We start from the raw sequence: 19,070 nt of genomic DNA on the forward strand, positions 1-19,070 counted from the left end.
ACATTTGCAATTTCTGTTATTTTACGTCATTAATACAGTTCTTTATTACATTATTATACAACATGCTTTATTTAACCAGAAGAATTGGTGAGTCAATCATCATTAATAATAATATAGAGCTTACCGTAGTTGAAGTACGCGGTAAAACGGTTAAGCTTGGCTTCCTTTTTCCTAAAGAGGCTACTATTCTTAGAAAAGAATTACACGAAAAAATCATGCGTCAGAATATAGAAGCGGCGGGAATTGGTGATGATACCGATATTGAAAGCATTGAATTTTCTATAAATATGGACGATAAAGATAATGAGTGATAAAAGTCAGGATAAGAATATTACCTTTGACAAAAGCAAGCTGGCGGTAGCGCTAAAATATGAAAGAAATAAAGACGAAGCGCCAATAGTATCCGCTAAAGGAAAAGGTTACGTGGCGCAGCAAATTATTGAGTTGGCGCAAGCGAATAATATAGAAATAAGAAGGGATAGTGACCTTGCTATATTACTTGAGAAGCTGGATATAAATACCCCCATACCTCTGGAAGCATACGCTGCGGTAGCGGAGATTCTAGCGTATATATATAAAGTTAACGGTAAAGCGAAAGGAAGTTTATGAGCGCAAATACCCTAAAAAATAATTTATTTGATGAGATAAAAAACTTCATAAGCGATAATCGCAACCTTCTTGCCGAAGGATCTACCGTAAAACTCGCTGGAATGGATAAAAAGGTTCATAGTTTATGTGAACAAGTACTGGAGCTATCCGAATCCGACCGGCAAGAATATGGAGAATTACTAGATGAATTGCTCAATGATCTAAAAGAGTTAAGTAAAGACATGACCATCCAGAGAGAAGCAATGGCAAATGAGATACGTTATCTCTCCAGTCATAAACAAGCTAATATCGCTTACAAGAATGTTGATACGAAGCTAGCACCAATAAATAACGATGAAAACTAGATATTTGTTACAATTATAAAATTATAACATTACAAACGTAAATATATGGACACTGTTGAACCGGCACGTTTTATATTCGCCTCATCCCTAGTTTTAGGTCTGCTTGGTCTATTTGCCGTGATGCTTAAATTTTACATAAAAAGTCCTTTTATGGGCAAAGTTTTTTTAGGAAGTTCTACAAAATCGAGCGACAAAAATAATATAATATCTGTTGAGGAAATTTCTTACATAGATCCGAAAACAAAATTACTTCTCATAAGACGTGATGATGTTGGACATTTGCTAATGATATCTGATAGTAAAGTTACAGTTATTGAGTCCAATATAAAAATGGATAAAAAATCAGAACCAGTCATAGAAGATGAAAAAATATCTTAATATATTACTTATCACATTATGCGTGGCTCTTTTATTGATGCCAGCGAGCAGTTCTTTTGCCCAGTCCATGACGGTTGATCTCGGCGCAAGCACCAGTGGAACAGCAACCGCTAGAATAATTCAACTAGTCGCCCTGCTTACGGTCATAACGCTTGCCCCGTCAATACTGGTAATGACCACCTCTTTCATGCGAATAATAATAGTGTTATCATTCCTGCGTAGCGCGCTTGGTCTCCAACAAACACCACCAAATCAAGTTCTTATCTCTCTTGCCTTGTTTCTTACCATGTTTATCATGGCTCCAGCCTTTGAGAAATCATATAATGACGGCATTAAACCGTTAATAGAGGAAAAAATCAGCCAGCAAAAAGCTCTGGAAAATATAGCGGAGCCATTCCATAATTTTATGCTACACCACGTACGGGAAAAGGATCTTAAACTGTTTGTAAATATGTCGCCAAATCTTGAGATCGCCGAACCAAAAGACACACCGTACAGAGTTCTTATTCCCGCTTTCATGATAAGTGAATTAAAAAGAGCTTTTGAGATTGGCTTTCTTATATTTATACCGTTCGTGATAATTGATATGCTGGTTGCTTCCATCTTAATGGCAATGGGTATGATGATGCTACCACCAGTAATGATTTCCTTGCCTTTTAAGCTTATCTTCTTTGTACTTGTTGACGGATGGTATATGGTGAGCGGAAGTCTAATTAAAAGTTTTGGAACTGTGTAATGCAAATATTACAATCAATAATTGGTATCATAACTCTAGCGGCGTTCCTTGCTATAGCCATCTGGTTTGGAGCGGCTATACTTATATTCATTTTTATCAGCAGCCTGTTACTTACCGCCTATATAATACTCAGAAACTACTATATACGTTGGAAATATCAGGGAGATATTAACGAAAACTTCACTCAGAGAAGCAATAATGGAACATCCGGCAAGAAAATCGGTGAAGCTGAGGGAAAAATAGTTGATGTAGAATATCAAGATATTTCCGATGACAGTAACTCAACCACTACTGACTAGATTTGATATGTTGAACTCGGACAATAAATTATCCTCTATATATGTCATCCCTGCGAAGGCAGGGATCTTATCTAACGTCTTACACAAGATGCCGGAGGAGATTCCCGCCTGCGCGAGAATGACGATGTTTAATGTTTTACAGCTTAGAAATTATGGTCTTAACCGATTAGATGGAAAATAAAACATAATGACCATAATAATATACTATCTACTATTTAGTATGTTCGCTGTTATGTATTACGATAGCAGCCGCTTTATCATACCAAACTGGCTTGTTGGCAGCCTACTTATTCTGTATCCGGCGGCATTTTATATTAGTGAGGCAACCATAGACTGGCAAATGGACTTACTAGGTATGTTGATAGTATTTGTCATTGGCTTTGCCATATTCGCTATTCGCATGATGGGTGGTGGCGACATTAAACTTATCATAGTTTTAGCTCTGTGGGTTGGCTGGAACAGACTTGCCGAGTTTGGCTTTAACTTCGCTGTGCTTGGTGGCTTGCTTTCCATTATCCTACTACTAATAAGAGCTATATTACCAAAATTATTAAAAAACAAAAAATTACCAAAAATATTCCGTAAAAGAGAGCCGGTCCCTTATGGTCTTGCCATAGCCGGAGCGTTCCTACTAATGATGTTCGCTGGCGAGGTAGCTATTTTAAGCCCTAATTTTCTAAGTCTAAAATAAAATCAACACTACTGACCTCTGTTAAAAAGAATCATTGTTACCCAACATAATTATGCCTAATTATGTCATGCCGCACTTGTTGCGGCATCCGGAGGAAAAACTATATCTTTCTCCTAGATTGCGAATATAACCCAACCAGACCCCGCAATAAATGCGGGGTAACAAAGGCAGAAGAAACTAATTTTCTAAGTCTGAAATAGAATCAACATTACTGGAAGGAGTAGCTTCCTTTTCAACAACCCCTATACCCATCATCTCGGCTATATGATGATTAAGCTCCGCTCCAAAAATAAATATTATGTTGCTTATATAGAAAAACACCAAAGCGGCTATAATCCCACCAAGACTTCCATAAATCAAATTAACCTGATCAAAATGTGACAAATAACCAGTAAACAGCCAAGCCGCCCCAATCCATAATAAAACTACAATAAACGCGCCTGGAAAAACAGACATGAGCTTCTGTTTAATATTCGGAAGCAAATAATAAATAAACGAAACCGCTAAAAACAGAAAAAATATAGTAATATAAAACACGGCTTTGCCCAATTCCTGACTAGCCTGCCGCAAAAAACTTATACCAGTCCATTCCTCAATATTTTGGGTTATAAGAGGAAGTGACACCACAACCAACATCCCGATAATGAGTATAGAGGTAAAAAGCACTAACTGCGCTATAGAAAGAAGACGGCGCAACGGATAAGCCGGCGGTGTGGTAACACGATACGCGCGATTCAGCACTGTACGCACCCCCTCAACCGCCGATGAAGCTGTCCATATAGCTCCTAATATGGAGACTGTTAGCAACCCTTGCGGCGGACCCGATATAATCTCAGTTATTCTCGGCTTAATCGCCGCCGTTATATCCTCCGGCAATGCCCGCAATAAAGAGCTTATGAACTCAGCACCGCTTGCTCCCTGTCCCATAAAACCAATAACTGATACCAGAAACACCAAAAATGGAAATAAGGCGAGCAGCCCAAGAAATGCCAAATAGCCAGCATGCTCTATCCCATCATGCTTCATCACCATATCATAGGTAGCACGGTACACACACTGCCAAGCTTTTTTACATATATTTTTCATATTTTTTGATAACTATTTGATTTTATTCAAAATACACAAATATTTCCAACCGAACAAAGGATATATAAATAATAAAAAAAATGGAATTACAAACAATATTATATTTAAGCCGAATTTTTATATAGTTTTTACAATTTGACCTTATAAAAATATGAGTATAGATTAACTATTATTTACTATAATTAAAAATATAACCTAATAAACTCTTATAAACTAAATGAGTAATAAGAATTACCATGACCAAAAAAAATAACAATCAAGAATGGTTTGCCGATAAGAATATATCATCAATAGCTGGGCATAATGGTGAAATTGAAGGAGTAACTGACCTACTTGAATTAAAAAGGAAAGAAATAACCAATTTCATGAAAGAAACTGGTTTTGTTCCTAAAAATATCTCTCATATGTTAAGCAGCTGTCCCGATACTAGCTTATCACAAATAGAAAAACGTCTAAATAGTTTGCTAGATAAAAAAGATGATTTAATATTAATCTCTGCTGTATTTGAGCCGGAAAGCATATCTACTATGCTAGGAGGTTCAAGAGACAATCTTGAGCATGGAGTTGATATATTAAACGATAATTTAGGGAAATTAGAGCAATTCATTAACAAGGGTATATTCACCTCTAAAAATGTCGCCGCAATACTAAGCAACGGAGCATCAGCAAAAGAAGAGCAAACCTTTGCGAAAAACGTGGAATACCTCCTTACGAAGCAGGACGAACTTATAGACTTCACTAAAACGACTCCTTACACAGCGGGCAATGTGTCAACTATACTTGATAAAGCGATGCAAAATACCAGTAAGGAAATAGATGAATTATTACGAAGTAAGGATAAACTAATAGCTCTAGCTGATAATGAACCTTTTAGCGCTGAGAATATCACAACAATGTTGTCCCGCTCCGGTGAAAATTTAGAAAAAAAGATATATAGTATTGAAAGGCACAAAGATGAGCTAAATATAATAAGTAACCGTGATGGATATGATGCTAACAAACTCGCGTCAGCCCTTAGTAGAGTACCATTTGAAAATTTAGATAGAACGATTATAGAGTTAGAAAAAGGAAACGTTGCGATAATCCATAATGATTCCAATAGAGGTTATAAGATAGCCGCCCTTAGCGAAGCCGCAGAACAAGCAGAGAAAAACAAACAAGTGGCTTAGACTTAGCAATGACAGATAGCAACAGTAACTCTAGCAATTTTTCAGAGCGATTAACTAAAGAAACAGCTCTAGTCTATGATTTTCGGGCAACAATTGATGGTGAGGACAGGTTTTTTATTATCAAAGTTTCACCTACAAAGCGTAAAGCTTTCCTAAAAGCCGTAAAAGACAACGCCACCTTTCAATTAGAGGATTTTGGAGAGATACTGCATCGTGGCTGGGGTGAACCAACAGACGATCTAAAACAACACCTCCAAGAAAAATATGGTATGTATGCGGACGAAATATTTTATGATTAATCTACGAAATTAAAAATGCGTTACAGCACTATCTAGCTGGTATCTGCTGACTCATGCAATGTATAGTTCCAAGCCCCCACACTAAATCCACAGCGTGAATTCCTACTATTTCTCTTTTAGGAAAAATCTCTGAGATTATAGACAAAGCAATCCTATCCGCCGGATCATTAAAAGTCGGAACAAGCACCAAATCATTCGCGATTAAAAAATTAGCGTAAGAAGCGGGAAGCCGCTGCCCCTCAAACACAACCGGCGCAGGCATAGGGATTTCTATTACGTTAATCTGCTTTCCATCCTGATCTCTGGACTTTTGTAATATCTTCAAATTATCTTTAAGAAGCTGATAATTATCATCGTTTTTATTCTTCTCAACTACTGTCACTACAGTATCAGCATTTACAAAACGACTTATATCATCAACATGACCATGTGTATCATCACCAACAATACCTTTTTTCAGCCATATTATATTAGAAACTCCTAGATATTTGGCAAACACTTCCTCATAATCTTTTCTACCAAAACTTGGGTTTCTCTCCTGAATTTTAGAAAGCAAACACTCCTCTGTGGTCAGCATACTACCACAACCATTTACATCAATAGAACCACCTTCCAGAACCACCCTTCTTCCCTTATGCTCTGGTCTTACCGTCTGAAATCCCATCTCGGATGAGAGTAATGATGGTATTTTATCATCTAAACGATAGTTTGGATATTTAGCCCAAGCATTAAAACGGAAATCAAGCCCTACTAAATTTTTATCAACTGACTTACCAGACTTATCCCAACTCCTTACCATTATCGTACCACTATCCCTCACCCAAACCCTATTAGTTGGGATTATATAAAAATCAATCATACTAGCGTCAATACCGCAACGCTCACAAACGTCCACTGCTTGCTGTTTGTCTTTCTCGCTACGCAACAATAGTACTACTCTTTCATTTCTTGTCAGATAACGGATAATCTCACCATAAACCCATATTATTGGCGAAAATTTATCAGGCCAATCAGCACGATTATGCGGCCACGCGAGCAATGTAGCATTGTGTTTTTCCCACTCCGCTGGCATTAAATAATCATAATTTACAGAATTATTCATAATCTTTTAACAAAAACCCAAAATATCTACTTCTATCATAGAAAAATATACCATAACTTAACCAATAGTTATTAATTTAACATAGCAGTAGCAATATAAATAAACCGATAAAAAAACAATAAAAATGAGCAGACAAAAAAAAGAATTAAAAACTATAGCCCTACTTGTCGCCGCTGGAAATAGCGAAAGAATGGATTCAAACCTTCCAAAACCCTATATAAAATTGGGCAACACCACTATATTGGAACGCACCATAAAGGCTTTTTTAGGTCATCCACAGATTGATGGAGTGAAGGTTGTTATCAGACGTGAACACCACCATCTATATCGTAAAGCTACAGAAAACTTGACATTAATACCATGCGTAATTGGCGGAAACGATAGACAAGAATCTGTATTAAGAGGGCTAGAGGCAATCGCTCATCATCATCCGGAAAATGTCTTAATACATGATATAGCAAGACCTTTTGTCAGTGAATCACTTATATCAAATGTTATAGACGAACTTAAAAACCATAAAGCAGTTATCCCCACCCTCGCCCTTACCGATACCATAAAACAAACAAATAATAGAATGGTCGTAAGAACTATAGACAGAAGCCAAACCGTACGTGTCCAAACCCCACAAGCGTTTAATTATGATACCATACTAGAGGCACATAGAAATAATATTGGCAAACAACTTACTGATGATTCAGCTATTTGTGAGAAAAGTGGTATAGATGTTTTCACTATAAATGGAGATACGGAAAACTATAAAATAACCTATCCAAAGGACATAAAGCGCATGGAACAATTACTATCATCACATTTGGAAACCAGAGTCGGAATCGGCTACGATGTCCACAGACTCGCAAGTCATGATCCTGATACTCTGGTATCACAGCAAACAATAAAATTATGCGGTGTTCGTATTCCTTTTGATAAATATCTTGTCGGCCACTCTGACGCTGATGTTGGTCTGCACGCTATAGTAGACGCTATAATAGGCGCTCTTGGTAAAGGTGATATAGGAATACATTTCCCACCTAGTGATATGAAATGGCAGGGCGCTGACTCTGAGCGTTTCCTTCTCCATGCCTATCAGTTGCTCAAAAATAGGGGTGGAGAGCTAGTGAATATAGACATAACTATTATCTGTGAAAAACCTAAAATATCTGAATATCGCGCGGAGATGATTGAACATATAGCGCAAACACTAAAGATACAATCATGCAGGCTTAATATAAAAGCTACAACCACAGAAAAACTTGGATTCACCGGTAGTGGAGAGGGTATAGCTGCACAAGCAGTAGCGACAGTAAGGGTGCCAGCATGAATAAAAAACCTCTATGGTGGTATTTAGCGACATGGTTCGGAAGCGGGCTCGCGCCAATAGCAAGTGGCACATTTGGCTCTCTTGCCGCCTTACCCTTTGCTTTTATTATCCAATATTATTTAGGGAACACCGCCCTTGCTATCTCTGCTGTTGCCATATTTTTCGTTGGCTGGTGGGCAGCAAATGAATATATGAAACATTACCCAGAAAAACATGACCCAAAAGAAATAGTAATAGATGAGGTAGCTGGAATGTGGCTTCTACTTTCCCTATTCCCATTGTCAGCGTTTATATCCTCACATGATAGCGATATAAATATGTTAATTATAGCCTATATAATATGTTTTTTCTTATTTAGAATTTTTGATATAGTAAAGCCATGGCCGGTATCATGGGCTGATAAAAAAATAAAGGGCGGGTTTGGTGTTATGTTTGATGATATACTCGCCGCTATATATCCAGTAATATTCGGCTGGATGTATGCTTATTACGCCCTTGAAAGTACATTACGAGAATTTAACTAATGCGACTGCCAGACAATAAACTAATCACAAATGTTACCAACTTACTTGAAAATTACCGTAATAGAAAACTGAAACTCGCAACCGCCGAGTCCTGCACTGGGGGAATGATTTCCTCTCTTATAACCGAAATATCCGGCTCTTCTGATGTATTTGAGTGTGGGTTTGTTACCTACTCCAATGAGTCAAAAATAAATCTACTGGGAGTAGATGGTGAAATTATAGAAAAATACGGAGCGGTGAGTGAGCAAACAGCGATAGCTATGGCTCTTGGCGCGATTAATAGAACCAGAGCTGATATAGCCGTATCAGTTACAGGAATCGCTGGTCCAAGCGGTGGCAGCAAGGAAAAACCTGTAGGTCTAGTCTACATAGCAACAGCCAAAAAAGATGGAACCAATTGTATAAAAAACATTTTTACCGGTAGCCGTCATGAAATAAGATTAAAGACTGTTATAAAATCTATTGAAATAATGAGCGTAATCTAGTATAGTAATACACACATATGCATTAAAAATCAATATGTTACCAAGAATCGCTATATGAAAATACTAATTAATTTCTTAAAAGATAAAAACGGAGCTACAGCCTTAGAGTACGCTCTTATAATTGTGCTTATATCCATAGCCATTATATTCGCCGCCACTCAGGTCGGCAAGGATGTGTTTAACACATTCAGCACTATCGCCAGCGCCATAGCATCCAGCATAACCCGTTAGGAACTAGGCAAGAGCCACCGCATGCTCCTTACCAATATTCGCAGAAGCGTGAGCCACGTCAGCTACACTACCAGAAGGTGCTTTATCACTAGCCTTAGATAATGTTTTTGCTGACATGTCTGATGCCATAGAAGCCATCTGCTTCATACCATTTTCAATCTCACCCATTTTGCCTTTTAATTGCTGATTCTCAGCGCTAAGCTCATCAAATCTATCCTGTGTCTGCCGTGCTTTCCTACCACCAAACAGTCCAACAACCGCACCGACGGCAGCGGTGACAGCGCCGATTACAATAGCGGCAATACCAGCCTTTCCGGCACGTCCCATAGAATTCCAACGAAATTTAGCTATATCTGCATTTGTAGCCTCTTTGAAAAATTTATCTACACCCTTCTCATCAGTCTGTTTCAAATATTCCACAGCCTCATGCGCTACTTTATCATGAAGAGTCGTACCCAAAACAATCCCGCCAATAGCACCAGCAACACCAGCGTCCCTTGCCACCGAGCCGGTAGTACGCAAACCTTCTAATTTATTTTCATCATCACTCATTATTTCACTCCCTACAAAATTATTTCTGTCCAAGACTATTACGCTAGCGCGACCTGCCCCTTAGCCATACCTTCAGAAAGAGCTTTATTGATCCCATCTACACTAGTTGATGGATGACCAACCATGGATGACGTGCCTGCCACAGACTGAACCCTGTTCATGTTATCACCCATGGTTTCCAATTTGGCTTTTAATACTGTATTTTCAGTCTGTAAATCATTGAACTGTTTATCAGCCTCTTTCTCCTTTTTCCCGCCACGATAAGCACCGGTAAGAGTTGTTATTGTTCCTATAATAGTACCCAAAGCTATAGCAGCGCCCGCAATCTTTTGATTACGATTAAGAGAATGCCACTCGGTCTTAAGCGATTCGTCAAATGATCTTTTAGCCACTATATGTGCTTCCTCATCGTGGAGCTTATCGCGGAGCAACGCGCCAGCGGCGGCACCAGCACCAGCACCGACAATTGTCCCAATCATACCATCAACCATGCCCTGACCAGCAACAGCGACCGACGCACCAACCCCCTTACGTTCTTCATTTTTCTTATCACTATCCATAACTAACACTCATCACCAGTTTAATTCAGCACGTGCCACCAATATAGCAGTCGCGGGCACCAAACCAAAGCAGTGTTTTGTTAAGTTTTTATTACACAGCAATAAGTTACACCCATTTGTATTATTAATAATACAAATGCGGCACCGCCTAAGACTAATGAGCTAACCTGTCGGATAACCACAATTTATAGTCATTAAAGGTAATTTAAACCGCAAATGACTATCAAAATCAATGCTCTTACGCATTGATTTTACACCGCTGAGCTAAGCGAAAAGCACGACCAGCAGGTCGTGCCAGCCCTGAGCAATGTCCCATGTGAAAATCAGTAGATTTTCACGGGGATGATATATAAACAGTTTCCAGCAGGTCGTGCGAGCCTTCAGCTGTGCTCCATGCGAGGAACAGTAGTCCCGTAACGGGAGCGAAATAAGTTTATTTTTATGGGGAAAAATAAAGTTAAACTACTATAATTAATGATTGGCGGGTAATTCCTATACATTTCACTTACTTATCTATTTCTTTAACCATCCACAGTAGAAAATCAATATTTACCCGCTTTTGCTCTAGGCTAGAACGAAACCTGTACCAATTACTTAAATTATACGTTCTCATTCTACTAATAGACTCTTCAACTCATCAATTCTCTGTTTTTATCTTAAAAATCTTAAACTACGAGCATCCACTAAAAATCCATACTCATCTACCACGCGCGCCAGCGTCCTCAGTTCCAGCGAAACGATTCCAGCGATCTTTGCTTACCCTTCTCTTGTCATTAAGACGATTACGGATAGTTCCTACTTTCTCGCTCCACGCCTCTTTCTTACCATCCTTCTTTTTTTTGCGTATTTTCTCTTTTGTTTTAGCTAGCTCTAACCCTTCTTTCTTTTCTTTGGCTTTTCTGGTATCAGCCAGACGGTTACGCACAAAACTGAAAAGATTCTGATTTATCTGATTTTGCCTACGCAAAAACCTTTCTTTTTCTTTTTTTGTCATGCGATGAAAAAAAAACATAATCAATCCTCTTTTGAGTTTTGGATACTGACTGTTTTTCTACGTCGCAAATTGTCACGCAAAGCTATAGCAAGACGATCTTTTTTTAATTTATCATTAGCATCACCAGATTTTAACTTACCTGAGTTATTGCTATTTTTTTCTAAATTATCGCTTTTCATAAGGTTATTCTGCCTAAAATATAGAGTGATTGCAAATATAGAGTTTCAAATTTTTAATTATACATTAAAAATCAATTACTCTTACTATCGCGACAGGAATCAACTATTTCCCACTACTATAGTAACTTGTGGTAAGAATTACCCAAGTTACTATCAAAACCTGCTCTGAAAGAGTCAGTTTTCCGTCGCGACTTGTCTCGTCGTAGCTCTTTAGGGCGAAGACGGAAGCGAGCGAGACGCCTTTATTTTTATAGGTAAAAATAAAGGCAATTTACCATAATTTCATTATCTTTCTATTTTATATAAGATAGAAAAATTGTATTTTATATTTTCTTATAGAATATCTATATAAATCCTTGCACTTAGAAAAATATTATGGCATTTTTTGTGACCCTACAGAATCCTTAATATTTCCTTGTTTTGGATAAATTTTATACAGAGCAAGCGTAAAATTGAATAAAACTACATAATATTTTTATTCATAATAAATTTATATAGGGATTTGAAACACGGATAATACCCGTTTACGCTGCTGTAGCTCAGTGGTAGAGCACGTCATTGGTAATGACGGGGTCGGAAGTTCAATTCTTCTCAGCAGCACCATTTTGTTTTTATGGACAAAAAATTATCCATCACACTGAAACAAAAAGATTTTTTGGCGTTCAAAAAGCCATCTTCCTTGCTGTAACTCAGATGCTCCTAGAATGTCAACCTTAGCACGATTTATTGCGGATAAAATCTGATATGGTAAACGGTAAGCAAATAGTGGATTAACAAGAACGAACAAAATACGCACATTACCATACCACCTACAAGAAGAAGGTGGTATGGACAGATTTTTTATCGCTATTATTGTTAAAAAATAACATGTTAGAACCAATCTCCTAAAATACTTCTTGTCATAAAACCTTCATTTATTTCAGATTGTTATGTGAATATAGGGATGCTACACTCGCTGGATGGAAGAAAATAAAACAGAAGAAAAACCTGGTCTTATAAATAAAGCTGCCGATATATTATCTTATCCGGTATCAGTTGCCGCCGGTATTTTTACTTTTATTTCCTCAGTAAACGACAAACTTTACGATACCTTAAAGAAAAACAAAACCGGACTCGGCGAAGAATTAGATAGAAATAAAGAAGATTTTAGAAGTGAATCTCCGCCAGCTTACGCAGGCGGTTTCACTCTAGTTCAAGCTTCGCTTGGCCACAATCTTCCTGCCCTTGTTTTTCTATATAACGCTGTATAATCTTTTCATTTATCCCCACCGTAGAAACAAAATAACTGCCCGACCATATACTATCTGTACCCCAATACACCTTTTTGAGAAACGGAAACTTTACCTTGATTTTGCGTGCTGTATTCGTCTTAATTATTCGTACAACATCTCCTACGCTCATCTTTGGAGGAATAGACACAAGAATATGTATATGATCTTTATCATCATTATATTCCATAATATCTATTTCTGGATAATGTTCCGTTATTTCATAGAGTCTATTCCTCAAAAATTCGCTAACACCTTCGTTGATAATCTTACGACGGTATTTAGTCGCAAAAACAAGGTGATAGTGACATAGATAGATGCAGTTATTTTGTTTCCTGTAACTCATATATTATTTGTAGCAGGAAGATTGTAGCTGCGCTACATCCGCCAGCTCACGCAGGCGGTCTTAGAACGCGGATAAAATTAATCAAGAACCGTCTAAAACGGCCGACAAACTATCTGATCTACATAAAAAAAACACCAAAACCTATAATGATAAATTAAAAAATTTAGGTTTTACCAGCTTTCGCAAAAAACTGGGTGGTCTTCACAACAATCAGATAGTTGACTCAGCTATAATGGGGTTTACCGCAACTGGTATCGGGCTTGGCGTATTACTTACCGTCGCGAACAATAAAGACCTTATGGACAAAATAAACACTAAAGAAGCAGAAAAAAATCCTGAAGGACAAACTACTTCTCGTTAAATTGGCTAAATTCTCAGTTGTTTAATAAAGCTTGCTCGTCTATAGATGTACCATGAAAAAAACTAAAATAGCTCCTTCTATACTTTCTGCTGACTTCGCACGGCTTGGCGCTGAGGTTTCCGCCATTGATACCGCAGGTGCGGACTATGTACATATTGACGTAATGGATGGACATTTTGTCCCCAACCTTACCTTCGGTCCACCAGTAATTAAATCCGTAAGAGGGTATAGCAAGCTGCCTTTCGATGTTCACCTTATGATAGAGCCAGTTGATCAGTTCATAGAATCTTACGCTTTAGCGGGAGCGGATATTATAACTGTACACGCTGAGGCAACAACACACCTTAACCGCACATTACAACTGATAAAATCATTCGGTAAAAAGTGTGGTGTATCTTTAGTTCCAACCACTCCACCTTCCGCCCTTGAATATGTGATGGATGACGTAGACTTAATACTAGTAATGAGTGTTAATCCGGGTTTCGGTGGTCAATCTTTTATTCCTTCTCAACTGGAAAAGATTCGTCAGATACATAAAATGATTGAATGGACTGGGCGTGAAATTGACCTTGAAGTTGATGGTGGCATCAATTCACAAACAGCGAAACAAGCTATAGAAGCTGGAGCTAACGTGTTGGTCGCTGGATCTGCTGTATTTACTGGCAATGCTGATAATTACGCTGATAATATAGCCACCCTCAGACAATGAAATTATGAGGAATAATAAAAGCGACAAAAAATGCCCAAACTGTGGTAAACAGTCACAGACGTCCACAGCGCCATTCTGTTCAGTACGCTGCCGAGACGTTGACCTCGCTAATTGGTTTAACGGAAACTACACAACTCCAATATTAGAGGAAGATAATATGGATGACGATTATAGCACAGAATAAAAAAAGTTCCTTATTCTATACAGATACCATATCACAAACATAAGGATATAACTCCTTACGAAGAGCTACCAACTCTTTCAGAATAGATGTCGCTTGCTTCTTCTGTTTTTCAGTCAGTTCTCTATCTAATACTGAAATTTCTCTATACTCAATAACATCAGAATCATGCTCAGACTCATCAACCTGCTCTGACTTATCGTTCTTTCTATGCTTAAGCGAGGAAAGAGCCCTCTTAGCTCCCTTTATGGTATATCCTTGAGCGTATAATAAATCTTTCACCTTACCTAGAATATCAATATCCTCAGGTCGGTAATAACGCCTACCACCAGCCATTTTTAGTGGCTTAATCTGCGCGAAACGACTCTCCCAAAAACGCAAAACATGTTGCTGCACACTAAGAATTTCAGCAACCTCGCTTATTGTCTTAAAGGCCTCCTCTGATTTATCACCAGAACTCACGCTACCATCATTATTTGGCTTAAAGGATTCAACTTCAAAATCACCAAACAAATCACCAGAAACGGATGACTGTCCTTTTTTTAATAATTTATCTGGGCTTGATATAGAGGGCTTTTTAGAGTCTTTCCTTGTATCTTCAAGCTTATCACCAAGAAAATCAAGCTGCACGATCCCAAAGCTCCTCAACTATATAATTCAACAACAAAATGATCTAAGCAAGATCAACATTTTTTCCTACTAGACTACTATTAACCTTAGCTTTCAACAAATTTGAAGCGTTAAACGTAAGCACAGTACGCGAGGTTATCGGAACCTCAATACCAGTTTTTGGATTACGTCCCATACGCTGATTCTTTTTACGCAACTTGAATGTTCCAAAGGAAGATAACTTCACGGTATCGCCCTGCTCAAGAGTTTGCGATAGTTCCTCTATAACACCATCAACCAGATTGTTACATTCCTGAAGTGAAAGTCCAATACGCTTATAAACATAATTGCTTAAATCAGCACGGGTCAAAGTTCTTGGCATATATTTTCCCTATAAAAATCATTCTCTACAAAAGTTAAGATTCTACAATCTACCCTATTTTGAGAATAAAATCAAGGATATAGTAAAAAATCAATGTCAATTTTCTTATTTTACCAGCGCAGTATCACGCATCCCCAAGTAAGACCAGCTCCCAAAGCGGGGCAAGCCACCAGATTTCCGGATTTTATCCGCCCATCACCCTCCGCCTGATAAAGAGCAAGCGGGATAGAAGCGGCTGAGGTATTAGCGTGCAAAGGAGCCGTTGCTACAATTTTATCTTTATTTATCTTAAGCTTACTTGCTACACCACTTAAAATCCGCATATTCGCCTGATGAGGCACCAACCAATCAATATCATCACTAGAAAGTGACAATTTATTAATCCCCTCCTCAATAGATTCCGGCATTTTGCTTACTGCATGACGAAATATCTCTCTACCAGCCATAGTAAGAACCCCTGCCGTTTTAGTAGCCGAAACCCCACCAGTGGTGTTCAGTAGTTCGGTATATTGTCCATCCGAATGAATACAGGAAAATAAAATACCTCTATCACTATTAGCGCCGGATGATTCCTGCCCCTCTAAGACTAACGCCGCCGCACCGTCACCAAATAATATACAGGTACTTCTATCTTCCCAATTGAGAATCCGTGAATAAGTCTCCGCTCCAATGAGCAATATCCGTTTTGCCTGTCCTGACACTATAAAGCTATTGGCCGTACTCATCGCGTAAACAAAACCACTACACGCCGCGTTCATATCAAAAGCCGCTCCTTGATTTATTCCAAGCCTGTGCTGAATTTTCGTAGCGGTAGACGGCATGGTATCATCAGGAGTAGTTGTAGCAAGTATTACTAAATCTATCTCATCAGGAGATACCCCAGCTTTCTTTAGTGCCTCATCTCCTGCCTTTACCGCAAGATCTGATGTATTCTCACCATCCGCCGCTATATGCCTTTGCTTAATACCAGTACGCTCAATAATCCACTCATCGTTAGTGCCAAGACTTTCAGGAAAATCATTATTAGTCACTATCTTAGAAGGCAGATAAGCTCCAACCCCCCTTACTACGGCACGAATCATTCTTAACTCCTAACAGTTTAACCCTGCTTTACACTAGACAAATCCATTGCTGGAATAGCGCTTATCTCATCAACAATACGGTCATTTATACGGTGCGCCACCAACTCCACAGCCACACTCACGGCGTTACAAAAACTATAAGAGTCCGCCCCACCATGACTTTTAACCGCGATACCAGCAAGCCCTAAAAACATAGCGCCATTACGTTTCCTATCGTCAAGCTTCTCTTTAACGCCCTTAAGCGCTCCAGAGGCAAGCAATGCTCCGGCTTTAGCGACCGGAGAACTACTGAGAGCGTCACGCAGATATGTTCTTATGAGCCTAGCCGCTCCCTCAGCGGTTTTAAGCGCCACATTACCAGTAAATCCATCAGTTACCACAACATCAACCGTACCTGTTGCTATATCATTACCCTCAACAAATCCATAAAAATTAAGATTGAGTGGAGAGTTTTTGAGTAATGTACAGGCATCTTTTACTTCTGTCTTACCCTTAAGATCCTCAGAGCCAACATTAAGCAAGCCAATACGCGGACGCGGAAGCCCAAGCACCGCTCTTGCGAAAGCATCACCCATTATAGCGAATCTGTAAAGATCTTGCGCTCCAGACTCAACATTAGCCCCAAGATCAAGCATTACACTCTCACCACGCAATGTCGGGAATAAAGCGGCAATCGCTGGACGGGAAATATCAGGAAGAGTCCTAAGCACAAGCTTGGAAATAGCCATAAGAGCACCGGTATTACCAGCGGATACCACCGCGCAAGCCCTTTTTTCTTTCACTGACTGAATAGCAAGCCACATACTGGAGGTACGACCACGCCGCACAGCAATAGAAGGCTTATCCTCACTAGATATAAAATCAGGTGTATGAACTATCTCACAAGCATCTTTAAGTACAGAGCGTTTTTTTATAAGAGGAGAAATACGCTCCTCATCACCAAATATCAAAAATCTGATTCCGGGATGACGCACCAGAGCCATCTCAGCTCCACCTACAACACACTCGGGAGCGTTATCACCGCCCATAGCGTCAAGTGCGATCGGGGTCTGGATTTTGCCAGGTGCCATCGGCTACCTAACGATTTACTTTGTCTGTTGTAACCTGACGACCATTATAATAACCATCAGCGGACACATGATGTGGACGCTTAAGCTCACCGGTAGTCTTATCCTCAACTACGGTAAGCTTACTAAGCGAGTCATGAGAACGACGCTGATTGCGTTTACCTTTACTCGTTTTCTGCTTTGGTACTGCCATTTTCTTACCCCTTCAAAACCTTGTAATTCCTAGAAAACCAAACCCGTACCCATCAGCAAACCATACTCAGATAGATAGGAAAATACCCAGAAATTAATATATATAATCAATACAAGAAGGCTGCTTTATAACAAACTTATAGCTATATGAAAGCGTTTTTTTGCTCTTATAGCTAAAATACTAATAAAAATCAAATAATATCATTATTTATTAGCATGTTAAACTCTCAAACCTCTATTATTTGATTTATTATCAGCTAAACTAGCCGTGTACTTCCCTTTGATAGTAATAAGTGGCATTAGATCATCCGTACTACATCGGAATATCTCGCTTTCCTCACTATTACACAACAAGTCAATATTACTAGTTCCATCCCCCTCTTTGTAAAATCCACCCCTATATTTTGACATACCATTTTCTCTCAGAGCCTTGATACCATTACGAAATGGATGGCTACCACCCAATTTATTACCTGATTTATCAGTATAATAAATAGAAATGCGTGAACTATCGTCACCATACTTAATCTTCACATCCGGAAGATAATATTTTGGAGGATTGTCTTTCTCCAAATCTAGAATATTTGAAGCATAAACACTACGAACCTCTACATTTTGTTTATCAAGCCAACTGCGTAAAGCTTTTATCCTATCCTCGTTATGTATATCAAGTTCTGCGGTAACTATATTTCCATCCTTAGCTAGCTTATGTAGGTATTTATAATTATCTCTTTCTAACAATTCGCTATTTTTTAGCCAATTAATAAGACTGTTCTTCATAGAATCCCTTATGAGAACACCATTTTCATCAACATGCTGATGCCTTAGCTCAATCTTTCCCAAACCTGAAGTGTAATTATTATCCGAAAAAGGACTAATTTTACTGTCTATTTCTTCTAAAAATTTTTTTTCATTATCATTGTCTTTGAATAACTTTATAGCATCTTTCCAAAAATCAATCTGCTTTTTATTACAATCCACTAGTACAATAATGTCATGCCTTCCAGCCACTGCGGCTTGTAAATTAAACAAACCGGCAAATCCTACATGAGCATATTTTTTATCTTTATGCTTTAGCGGCTCTACTGTTCTAGCATTACGCCAATTTAATAAATTCTCTAAAATGATTTTTCTTTGCCCTAACTCCCTTACAGGAATAGTATGCACTTTATCCGAAACAGAAAACCCTATAGAAACTCCATCCATAGTTTCATCTAATGATTTTTGCAGTGACATAAAACCCTATTAAATTATTTATAAAAATTAATACTACACCACCATAAAAAATAATCAAACATTTCCTCTCATTACTGTTAA

General features: G+C 38.4%; 30 protein-coding genes and 1 tRNA gene. 18 read left to right on the plus strand and 13 right to left on the minus strand.

The genetic code is table 11. The features are described 5' to 3' along the window. The first annotated feature begins 62 nt into the window (after nucleotides 1–62). The 7 genes from R3D71_07780 to R3D71_07810 all read left to right on the plus strand — a co-directional run bounded on the left by R3D71_07780 (nucleotide 63) and on the right by R3D71_07810 (nucleotide 3,057). On the plus strand, nucleotides 63–311 hold the full coding sequence (locus tag R3D71_07780) for a carbon storage regulator (GenBank protein ID MEZ5691548.1): 249 nt from the start codon (nucleotides 63–65) through the stop codon (nucleotides 309–311). Then, on the plus strand, nucleotides 304–609 hold the full coding sequence (locus R3D71_07785) for an EscU/YscU/HrcU family type III secretion system export apparatus switch protein (protein MEZ5691549.1): 306 nt from the start codon (nucleotides 304–306) through the stop codon (nucleotides 607–609). Before R3D71_07780 ends, R3D71_07785 begins: the two co-directional genes overlap by 8 nt. Continuing rightward, nucleotides 606–953 carry a hypothetical protein gene (locus R3D71_07790; protein MEZ5691550.1) on the plus strand — a complete coding sequence of 116 codons (348 nt, stop codon included), beginning with the start codon at nucleotides 606–608 and terminating at the stop codon, nucleotides 951–953. The genes R3D71_07785 and R3D71_07790 overlap by 4 nt, the downstream gene beginning before the upstream one ends. Nucleotides 954–998: 45 nt before the next feature. Continuing rightward, the gene (locus tag R3D71_07795) at nucleotides 999–1,331 is read left to right on the plus strand and encodes a hypothetical protein (protein ID MEZ5691551.1); all 333 of its coding nucleotides are present in this window, start codon (nucleotides 999–1,001) and stop codon (nucleotides 1,329–1,331) included. Beyond that, on the plus strand, nucleotides 1,315–2,067 hold the full coding sequence (fliP, locus tag R3D71_07800; GenBank protein MEZ5691552.1) for a flagellar type III secretion system pore protein FliP: 753 nt from the start codon (nucleotides 1,315–1,317) through the stop codon (nucleotides 2,065–2,067). Before R3D71_07795 ends, fliP begins: the two co-directional genes overlap by 17 nt. After that, the gene (locus tag R3D71_07805) at nucleotides 2,067–2,366 is read left to right on the plus strand and encodes a hypothetical protein (GenBank protein MEZ5691553.1); all 300 of its coding nucleotides are present in this window, start codon (nucleotides 2,067–2,069) and stop codon (nucleotides 2,364–2,366) included. The genes fliP and R3D71_07805 overlap by 1 nt, the downstream gene beginning before the upstream one ends. A gap of 187 nt (nucleotides 2,367–2,553) precedes the next feature. Further along, entirely contained in the window at nucleotides 2,554–3,057 is a 504-nt protein-coding gene (locus R3D71_07810) for a prepilin peptidase (GenBank protein MEZ5691554.1), read from the plus strand. A 177-nt stretch (nucleotides 3,058–3,234) separates the two neighbouring features. Here the strand turns inward: R3D71_07810 and R3D71_07815 are convergent, their stop codons facing one another. Then, on the minus strand, nucleotides 3,235–4,143 hold the full coding sequence (locus tag R3D71_07815; GenBank protein MEZ5691555.1) for a YihY/virulence factor BrkB family protein: 909 nt from the start codon (nucleotides 4,141–4,143) through the stop codon (nucleotides 3,235–3,237). Nucleotides 4,144–4,379: 236 nt separating this feature from the next. On the opposite strand from R3D71_07815, the gene R3D71_07820 reads away from it, so the two are divergent. Both R3D71_07820 and R3D71_07825 read left to right on the plus strand, forming a co-directional pair. Further along, on the plus strand, nucleotides 4,380–5,312 hold the full coding sequence (locus R3D71_07820) for a hypothetical protein (GenBank protein ID MEZ5691556.1): 933 nt from the start codon (nucleotides 4,380–4,382) through the stop codon (nucleotides 5,310–5,312). 8 nt (nucleotides 5,313–5,320) lie between these two features. Further along, complete coding sequence (locus tag R3D71_07825) at nucleotides 5,321–5,611, plus strand: hypothetical protein (protein ID MEZ5691557.1); 291 nt, start codon at nucleotides 5,321–5,323, stop codon at nucleotides 5,609–5,611. Between the two features lie 28 nt (nucleotides 5,612–5,639). Here the strand turns inward: R3D71_07825 and R3D71_07830 are convergent, their stop codons facing one another. Then, complete coding sequence (locus R3D71_07830; protein ID MEZ5691558.1) at nucleotides 5,640–6,713, minus strand: agmatine deiminase family protein; 1,074 nt, start codon at nucleotides 6,711–6,713, stop codon at nucleotides 5,640–5,642. 124 nt (nucleotides 6,714–6,837) lie between these two features. Here R3D71_07830 and R3D71_07835 point away from each other — a divergent pair, with 124 nt between their 5' ends. Genes R3D71_07835 through R3D71_07850 form a run of 4 tightly spaced genes read left to right on the plus strand, consistent with a single transcriptional unit; the run spans nucleotide 6,838 to nucleotide 9,271 of the window. Continuing rightward, nucleotides 6,838–8,031: a bifunctional 2-C-methyl-D-erythritol 4-phosphate cytidylyltransferase/2-C-methyl-D-erythritol 2,4-cyclodiphosphate synthase gene (locus R3D71_07835; GenBank protein MEZ5691559.1), complete on the plus strand. Its 1,194-nt coding sequence runs from the start codon at nucleotides 6,838–6,840 to the stop codon at nucleotides 8,029–8,031. Beyond that, the gene (locus tag R3D71_07840; protein MEZ5691560.1) at nucleotides 8,028–8,555 is read left to right on the plus strand and encodes a phosphatidylglycerophosphatase A; all 528 of its coding nucleotides are present in this window, start codon (nucleotides 8,028–8,030) and stop codon (nucleotides 8,553–8,555) included. The genes R3D71_07835 and R3D71_07840 overlap by 4 nt, the downstream gene beginning before the upstream one ends. Next, nucleotides 8,555–9,040: a CinA family protein gene (locus R3D71_07845; GenBank protein ID MEZ5691561.1), complete on the plus strand. Its 486-nt coding sequence runs from the start codon at nucleotides 8,555–8,557 to the stop codon at nucleotides 9,038–9,040. Before R3D71_07840 ends, R3D71_07845 begins: the two co-directional genes overlap by 1 nt. Before the next feature lie 54 nt (nucleotides 9,041–9,094). Then, a complete protein-coding gene (locus R3D71_07850; protein MEZ5691562.1) occupies nucleotides 9,095–9,271 on the plus strand; it encodes a Flp family type IVb pilin in 177 nt (58 codons plus the stop codon). 3 nt (nucleotides 9,272–9,274) lie between these two features. Here the strand turns inward: R3D71_07850 and R3D71_07855 are convergent, their stop codons facing one another. The 4 genes from R3D71_07855 to R3D71_07870 all read right to left on the minus strand — a co-directional run bounded on the left by R3D71_07855 (nucleotide 9,275) and on the right by R3D71_07870 (nucleotide 11,556). Next, nucleotides 9,275–9,823: a hypothetical protein gene (locus R3D71_07855; GenBank protein ID MEZ5691563.1), complete on the minus strand. Its 549-nt coding sequence runs from the start codon at nucleotides 9,821–9,823 to the stop codon at nucleotides 9,275–9,277. 38 nt (nucleotides 9,824–9,861) lie between these two features. After that, on the minus strand, nucleotides 9,862–10,383 hold the full coding sequence (locus R3D71_07860) for a hypothetical protein (protein MEZ5691564.1): 522 nt from the start codon (nucleotides 10,381–10,383) through the stop codon (nucleotides 9,862–9,864). Between the two features lie 697 nt (nucleotides 10,384–11,080). Beyond that, nucleotides 11,081–11,395: a hypothetical protein gene (locus R3D71_07865; GenBank protein MEZ5691565.1), complete on the minus strand. Its 315-nt coding sequence runs from the start codon at nucleotides 11,393–11,395 to the stop codon at nucleotides 11,081–11,083. 2 nt (nucleotides 11,396–11,397) lie between these two features. Beyond that, nucleotides 11,398–11,556 carry a hypothetical protein gene (locus tag R3D71_07870; protein ID MEZ5691566.1) on the minus strand — a complete coding sequence of 53 codons (159 nt, stop codon included), beginning with the start codon at nucleotides 11,554–11,556 and terminating at the stop codon, nucleotides 11,398–11,400. A gap of 528 nt (nucleotides 11,557–12,084) precedes the next feature. Between R3D71_07870 and R3D71_07875 the strand changes: the two genes are divergently transcribed. Beyond that, nucleotides 12,085–12,159: transfer RNA gene (locus R3D71_07875), tRNA-Thr, on the plus strand. A gap of 356 nt (nucleotides 12,160–12,515) precedes the next feature. Then, nucleotides 12,516–12,806, plus strand: coding sequence for a hypothetical protein (locus R3D71_07880; GenBank protein ID MEZ5691567.1), 291 nt, complete (start codon nucleotides 12,516–12,518; stop codon nucleotides 12,804–12,806). Here R3D71_07880 and tnpA read toward each other — a convergent pair. Beyond that, nucleotides 12,739–13,170, minus strand: coding sequence for an IS200/IS605 family transposase (gene tnpA / locus R3D71_07885; GenBank protein MEZ5691568.1), 432 nt, complete (start codon nucleotides 13,168–13,170; stop codon nucleotides 12,739–12,741). The two genes, R3D71_07880 and tnpA, sit on opposite strands and share 68 nt — an antisense overlap. 232 nt (nucleotides 13,171–13,402) lie before the next feature. On the opposite strand from tnpA, the gene R3D71_07890 reads away from it, so the two are divergent. The 3 genes from R3D71_07890 to yacG are packed head-to-tail and all read left to right on the plus strand — an operon-like array spanning nucleotide 13,403 to nucleotide 14,424. Further along, a complete protein-coding gene (locus R3D71_07890) occupies nucleotides 13,403–13,531 on the plus strand; it encodes a hypothetical protein (protein ID MEZ5691569.1) in 129 nt (42 codons plus the stop codon). A 52-nt stretch (nucleotides 13,532–13,583) separates the two neighbouring features. Then, entirely contained in the window at nucleotides 13,584–14,240 is a 657-nt protein-coding gene (gene rpe, locus R3D71_07895; protein ID MEZ5691570.1) for a ribulose-phosphate 3-epimerase, read from the plus strand. Between the two features lie 4 nt (nucleotides 14,241–14,244). Next, the gene (yacG, locus tag R3D71_07900; protein ID MEZ5691571.1) at nucleotides 14,245–14,424 is read left to right on the plus strand and encodes a DNA gyrase inhibitor YacG; all 180 of its coding nucleotides are present in this window, start codon (nucleotides 14,245–14,247) and stop codon (nucleotides 14,422–14,424) included. A gap of 15 nt (nucleotides 14,425–14,439) precedes the next feature. Here yacG and R3D71_07905 read toward each other — a convergent pair whose 3' ends face one another. From R3D71_07905 to R3D71_07930, 6 genes are all read right to left on the minus strand, one after another. Beyond that, nucleotides 14,440–15,051 (minus strand): MerR family transcriptional regulator, encoded by a 612-nt coding sequence (locus R3D71_07905; GenBank protein ID MEZ5691572.1) that lies wholly within the window; start codon nucleotides 15,049–15,051, stop codon nucleotides 14,440–14,442. A 43-nt stretch (nucleotides 15,052–15,094) separates the two neighbouring features. Beyond that, nucleotides 15,095–15,412 (minus strand): integration host factor subunit alpha, encoded by a 318-nt coding sequence (locus R3D71_07910; GenBank protein ID MEZ5691573.1) that lies wholly within the window; start codon nucleotides 15,410–15,412, stop codon nucleotides 15,095–15,097. A 110-nt stretch (nucleotides 15,413–15,522) separates the two neighbouring features. Further along, nucleotides 15,523–16,494, minus strand: coding sequence for a beta-ketoacyl-ACP synthase III (locus R3D71_07915; GenBank protein ID MEZ5691574.1), 972 nt, complete (start codon nucleotides 16,492–16,494; stop codon nucleotides 15,523–15,525). A gap of 17 nt (nucleotides 16,495–16,511) precedes the next feature. After that, entirely contained in the window at nucleotides 16,512–17,564 is a 1,053-nt protein-coding gene (gene plsX, locus R3D71_07920; protein MEZ5691575.1) for a phosphate acyltransferase PlsX, read from the minus strand. Between the two features lie 7 nt (nucleotides 17,565–17,571). Next, on the minus strand, nucleotides 17,572–17,754 hold the full coding sequence (gene rpmF, locus R3D71_07925) for a 50S ribosomal protein L32 (GenBank protein ID MEZ5691576.1): 183 nt from the start codon (nucleotides 17,752–17,754) through the stop codon (nucleotides 17,572–17,574). Between the two features lie 218 nt (nucleotides 17,755–17,972). Then, complete coding sequence (locus R3D71_07930) at nucleotides 17,973–18,989, minus strand: hypothetical protein (GenBank protein ID MEZ5691577.1); 1,017 nt, start codon at nucleotides 18,987–18,989, stop codon at nucleotides 17,973–17,975. Nucleotides 18,990–19,070: the final 81 nt, after the last annotated feature.

It is taken from the genome of Rickettsiales bacterium (genome assembly GCA_041396965.1).
In the GTDB taxonomy this organism is placed as follows: domain Bacteria; phylum Pseudomonadota; class Alphaproteobacteria; order Rickettsiales; family SXRF01; genus SXRF01.